Genomic DNA, 5,861 nt, shown 5'->3' with positions numbered 1-5,861 from the left:
CTAGCCCTGAGGGCATTAAGAAGCTTACCGCGAGCGGCGTGAAGTATGTTTGGGTAGATCAAACATTATCTTCTCAGAAGTGTGTCTTTAAGCCTGTGGATGAATCCATTGTTGCCGTAGAAGAGGAGCGAGAGCCCAAGTCCTCTGACTTTTCGAAGGTTCAACGCGCTTATCGCTCGAGAGATGTTCAACATAAACGAGCCAAAAAGCTAATTGCGGAAGCAAAAGATCTGGCGCAGAAACTATTGAATCAAACTTTTGAAGGCAAAATCATTGAAGTTGATGAGGTAGAAGCTTGGGCCGATGATGTCATTGAAAGCGTTTTTATCGACTCAGATGCGTTGCAATGTGTTTCTGCACTCCGAAAAAAAGACTCCTACTTGTTGGAACACTCCGTCAATGTGGCTTGCCTTTTAGTGTCATTTGGTAAGTACTTGGGGTTAGATAAGCAGACATTAAAGCAGCTCGCTATTGGTGGCATCATTCATGATGTAGGTAAAATTAAAGTTGATGACAAGATTTTGCATAAACCAGCAAAGCTAACACCTGAAGAGTTTGAACACATGAAGCTACATCAAGTGTTCGCTGGTGAAATTATCCTCCATGTAAAGGGCCTTAGTGATGTGAGTCGCGATGTCTGTTTGATGCATCATGAGAAGTTAGATGGCAAGGGTTACCCTAGAGGCTTGAAAGGCGATGAGATTCCGATTCACGGCCGCATGAGTTGTATTGTTGATATTTACGATGCATTGACGGCCGATCGCTGCTACAAAAAAGGCATGAGCTCAGCAGAAGCGTTTAAAATCTTGTTGAGTTTAACGCCATTTCATTTAGATGCAGACCTAGTCTACAAGTTCATTAATTGCGTTGGGATGTACCCAGTGGGCTCTATTGTTGAGTTGAGTGATGGGCGTGTTGGTATTGTTTGGTCCTCAAATGACTCTCAAGCTTTAAAGCCAGAAGTGAAGTGTTTTTACTCACGCAAATATCAGCGTTATATCGATGTGGCGATGGTCGATTTGAAAAATAGCCTACACAAAATAGAAAGAGCAGTCGCTCCGTCATCGTTAGAAATCGATCCCAAGCCTTTTTATGATTAAGAAAAATAAACATGCTTTACAACCTTGCATGCAGAGCGTATTTTGATTGCATAACTATCTATTAATGGTTTCTAAATTATGTAGCGACTAGGTGGTTATTAAAGAATCGAGTTTCATGGATGGAAACCGAGCTAGGAATATCTCAATAAAGATTGAGATATAACCCTCAACTTTTTGCGGGAAGGGATGCCAATGCAAATTGATACATGGATTTTTTACACCCTGGCCATTTTGGTGCTCACTGCATCGCCTGGGCCAAGCTCATTGCTGTGTTTAAGTAAAGGTGTGAGTAGTGGGTTTCGTATTGCCCTCATGACTGCGCTAGGCAGTTTATCAGCGATCACTATTATACTAACGCTTTCTTTTACCGGGTTAGGGGTTGTGATTGCCTCATCTGAGCTGGTCTTCAATATCATCAAATGGTGTGGTGCCGCTTATTTAATTTGGTTAGGCATTCAAGCGCTGCGCTCTTCTCAAACGGATTTTAACAAAACGGCAGCCGTCCAAAGCTCCTCGAATGCGCTCAGCGCGTTCACCAGTGGTTTTATTGTTGGCGCTAGTAACCCGAAAGCGATTGTCTTTTTTACCGCTTTGTTTCCTCAGTTCATTGATCCCTCTGCGCCTTTGTTGGCTCAATACGCGACTTTTGCATCTACATTTGTGGTGTTTGAGCTAAGTTGGCTAACATTTTATGCATTATTAGGTGTAAAAGCTTCAGACTGGCTGTTTGTCGCTGGAAGAGCCAAGTTGTTCAATCGCCTGACTGGCGGAGTATTTATTAGCGCGGGCGTCATGTTGTCGACGGCAAACCGATGAGAAAGCGCGTGTTCGGTGCATGGTTGGATTATTTCAATAGCGTAAGTTGCAATAACCTAATTTAGCGTTAGCTTATTTCCATTATGGAAATAGACGTTTTGTTTATTTTCATTAGTGGCAACAGGTAAGCCGGAGTAAAATCACGTTACTCTTTAGGGGTAGAATCCATGTTTTATCTTGTGGGTTTTTGTGGTTACTTTTTCAGGGACATCTCAGATGAAAAGCCTTTCTGAACTACAACAACGTTTTCTAGACATTGCGACTGATGTTCGTCTTTCTCCAAAACAAAAGTCGAACTTTTTGGCCTTGGAGGCGGAAGCATGTATTCCTTACATGTCGATTTCCCCATCGCTAAGACAAGCAATGGATGAAGGAATCATCTGTGATATGTTTGAAGGCCATGCACCTTTCAAACCACGCTATGTGCTGCCTGATTACGCTAAGTTCCTATCGCAAGGCTCTGAGTATCTAGAGTTGCTTCCAGCTGCCGATTTCGATGATGCGCTGAATATGCTCACCATCATTTACCATCATGTTCCATCGGTAACGAATATTCCGGTGTATTTAGGTCAGTTGGATCATGTCTTACTGCCTTACATAGGCGACCTAACAGAGAATCAAATTTACAAAAAGTTAAAACATTTTTGGATCATGTTGGATCGCACATTGCCAGATGCGTTTATGCACGTGAATGTCGGACCGACAGACAACATTATTTGTCGCACTATTTTAAAAGTGGACGCCGAGCTCAAGCAGATTGCGCCAAATCTTACTTTTATGTACGACGAGTCGGTCACGCCTGATGATTTACTTCGTCAAGCGACGCAGAATATTTGCGAGTGTAGTAAGCCTCATATTGCCAATTACCCTGTGCACTCGAAAGCCTACAGCGGTTCACGTTTTGGTATTGTAAGTTGCTACAATTCACTGCCACTGGCTGGTGGCTCAAACACGCTGGTGCGAATGAACCTAAAAGAAGTTGCAGAACGAGCATCGGATTGTAACGACTTCTTAAACAGTGTTTTGCCTTTATACCATCAATTAATGGTTGAGTTGATGGACGCTAGAAGTACGCACTTGCATGAAAAGTCCCATTTCTTTCAAGGATTTTTGACGCAAGAAGGGTTGATTGAAGAATCCCGTTTCGCACCAATGTATGGCATTTATGGTATGGCAGAAGCGGTGAACCTTCTGTTCGAAAAAGAGGGGCAATCGGGGCAGTATGGAAAAGATGAACGTGCGAATGCTTTTGCTCATGATGTTTCAGCCACACTGGCGAAACTAGTGGAGTCAACCCCAGTGAAATATGGTTTGGATGGCAAAGCGCTCTTACATGCTCAAGGTGGTATTAGCTTAGATCTTGGCGTTACGCCAGGTGTGCGCCTTCCTTATGGCACGGAGCCAGACCCTGTCACTTATGTACAAGCAACAGCTGAGCATCACCAGTATTATCGTGCAGGTATCAGCGATATTTTGACGATTGATGAAACGGTGAAATCAAACCCAGAAGCGATGTTCAATTTGTGCAAAGGGGCGTTAAATGCTGGTTATCGTGAGTTTACCGCGAATGTGGCCTCAAATGATTTGATTCGCGTTACGGGATACATGGTCAAGCTTTCTGATATCGCAAAATATGATGCAGAAGGTTCGAGAACCAATACGACGTTTCTGGGAGCAGAGGCGGCAAAAAATACTGGGATTTTAGATCGCTCACCACGTGTGGTGAGTCATGAAATGACACCGACCTACACGCAGGCGTAAAGGTCGGTTTAGGAAAGAACAAGATGTCTAGACGAAGTGGAAGCCTTTTGGCAAAAGTCACTCGTATCCTTCCTTTCTCTTGTGTTGATGGGCCAGGAAATCGTCTAGTCATCTTTCTACAGGGTTGTAACTATCAGTGTTTGAACTGTCATAACCCTCATACAATAAACCATTGTAATCACTGTGGTGATTGTGTGAGTGAGTGCCCGGCAGAAGCACTGAAGTTCGACGAAAACAACAACGTTGTTTGGCTTAAAGAGGAGTGCACCCACTGCGATCATTGTATAGAGATATGTCAGAACCAATCTAATCCAAAAATTACTGACTACTCTGTGGTAACAATGCTCGATTTGATACGCAAGCATCGCTTTTTCATCAGTGGTGTTACAGTATCCGGTGGGGAATCTACCTTACAACTTCCTTTCATTATTGAGCTGTTTAAAGGGATGAAGCAAGATCCTGAGTTACAGCACCTTTCTTGTTTCATCGACAGCAATGGCTCTTTATCAGTGACAGGTTGGCAGCGTGTGCTTCCTTTTCTGGACGGTGCGATGATCGATTTGAAATCGTGGCAGACAGAGACGCACCAGTGGCTAACTGGGCGTGATAATCATCGTGTATTCAAAACGCTTCAGTACCTTGCAAAGCATGAAAAATTGTATGAAGTTCGGTTACTGCATATTCCAGGGAAAAGTGATTTAGATATAGAAATCGTAGCGATTGGGCGCTATTTGAGTACTTTACCTGAATCGGTGCTTATCCGTTTAAATGCATTTCAACATCACGGAGTCATGGGGGAGGCGCTAACCTGGGATGCGTGCTCTCGCCATGATATCGAACGCTTAAAATCAGAACTTTTACGTTACGTGAGTAACCCCATCGCAGTGCCGACTGTACTCACGTAATGCAGTTTTGATTCGTTATCTTACTCACGCATCGCACGCGTCTAGCATGGCACAGGCATCGAGCAATTGTTTTTGTAGCCATTTTAAAGCCGGATCGTTCAAGCTCGCTTTGTTCCAAACGAGGCTGTAGGCTACCTGTCCATAATCGAATGGAAGGGATTGTTCAACCAAGCCTTTTGCTTGCATGGCCGCCCTTGCCCAAAGTTTGGAACAGGTGAACAAGTAATCTGAGTGCTGACACATCACCGCAGCTGAGCCAAAATCCGCTACACGCATAGCCATGTTTCGCTTCGAGTGCCTTTGTGTGAGGTTCTGCTCGAAATAAGGTTGTGAGAGATCTTTATCATGAATCCCAATGTGTCTTGCACAGAGGTAGCTTTCAACAGACAAAGGCTGTTTAGAGAGTGGATTTGATGATCCCATTAAACAAACCATTTCGTCTTTCAGAATGGTTTGCCATACCAAGTCTTTGTTTTGCGTGGGCGGCTGACTAAGATCGTGTGGAAGCAGCAAAAAGTCCACTTGGCCTCTTACCAACGCATCGAAACTCATTTCCTCTTTTGCATGCACATTCAAATGTGCGTGATTACCGAGTTGCTGAGATAAATGCTGTAGAACTGGGGCAAAAAGCTCAAACGAACTTTCACGCATAGCTAATGAGAAACTGCCCTGATAGTAAGCTGGATTAAATGAGCCCTGATGTAATAATCCATTCATGCTAGAGAGTATGCCATGGATCGAGGGGCCAATGTGCAGCGCAAATGCCGTTGGTACCAAGCGAGTACCATCGCGATAGAAAAGGTCATCTTTCAGCGTTTCACGTAATTGCCCAAGTGTTTTACTGACGCTCGAAGGTGTCACACACAGGCGCTCTGCGGCAAGCGTAACACTGTGAGTGGTTAACAACATATGCAATACAGTGAGATGTTTTAGGCTAATGCGTGAAAGAGCAATGTAGTCCATAAATAGCATGGTTTCTTATGATTTTTGGCAGTATATCAGGATGAAACAAATTTTTACTATTGTTTATCTCGTAAATGAGCATCTTTCGCTTTGAGCTCAATGTATTTAACGTGTTGCGTAAAAATAACTTGAGTTTTGTAAGATCAAAGAATTCTCTTGGGTTTGTTAGGTCTTTGTCGTTTTCCTTTCTTCAATTTAAGAATTTCTATTTCATTTATCTTTCTAGTGCGAGGGCTGAATAGTTTGTGTACGAATGAAAAGCCGCCATTACCTTTAAAAATAGCCATTGTGTTGTTGATTATTTGGTGATTTTCTC

Annotated in this window: 5 protein-coding genes; 4 read left to right on the top strand and 1 reads right to left on the bottom strand. The window is 43.3% G+C overall.

Annotated features, from left to right (window positions below):
* The 4 genes from CAG69_RS13420 to CAG69_RS13405 all read left to right on the top strand — a co-directional run.
* On the top strand, positions 1-1,100 hold a 1,100-nt coding region (locus tag CAG69_RS13420; protein WP_161444636.1), incomplete at its 5' end, for an HD-GYP domain-containing protein.
* Positions 1,101-1,292: 192 nt separating this feature from the next.
* On the top strand, positions 1,293-1,916 hold the full coding sequence (locus CAG69_RS13415) for a LysE family translocator (RefSeq protein WP_161444635.1): 624 nt from the start codon (positions 1,293-1,295) through the stop codon (positions 1,914-1,916).
* Between the two features lie 216 nt (positions 1,917-2,132).
* Positions 2,133-3,677: a YjjI family glycine radical enzyme gene (locus CAG69_RS13410; protein WP_161444633.1), complete on the top strand. Its 1,545-nt coding sequence runs from the start codon at positions 2,133-2,135 to the stop codon at positions 3,675-3,677.
* A gap of 23 nt (positions 3,678-3,700) precedes the next feature.
* The gene (locus tag CAG69_RS13405; RefSeq protein ID WP_161444631.1) at positions 3,701-4,582 is read left to right on the top strand and encodes a YjjW family glycine radical enzyme activase; all 882 of its coding nucleotides are present in this window, start codon (positions 3,701-3,703) and stop codon (positions 4,580-4,582) included.
* 24 nt (positions 4,583-4,606) lie between these two features.
* On the opposite strand, the gene CAG69_RS13400 is transcribed toward CAG69_RS13405, so the two are convergent.
* The gene (locus CAG69_RS13400) at positions 4,607-5,545 is read right to left on the bottom strand and encodes a LysR family transcriptional regulator (RefSeq protein WP_048626349.1); all 939 of its coding nucleotides are present in this window, start codon (positions 5,543-5,545) and stop codon (positions 4,607-4,609) included.
* Positions 5,546-5,861: the final 316 nt, after the last annotated feature.

It is taken from the genome of Vibrio sp. V43_P6S15P86 (assembly GCF_009904725.1).
Lineage (GTDB): Bacteria > Pseudomonadota > Gammaproteobacteria > Enterobacterales > Vibrionaceae > Vibrio > Vibrio diabolicus.
Note: the sequence above shows the minus strand (reverse complement) of the source record. Positions and strands in the feature narration are given on the sequence as shown.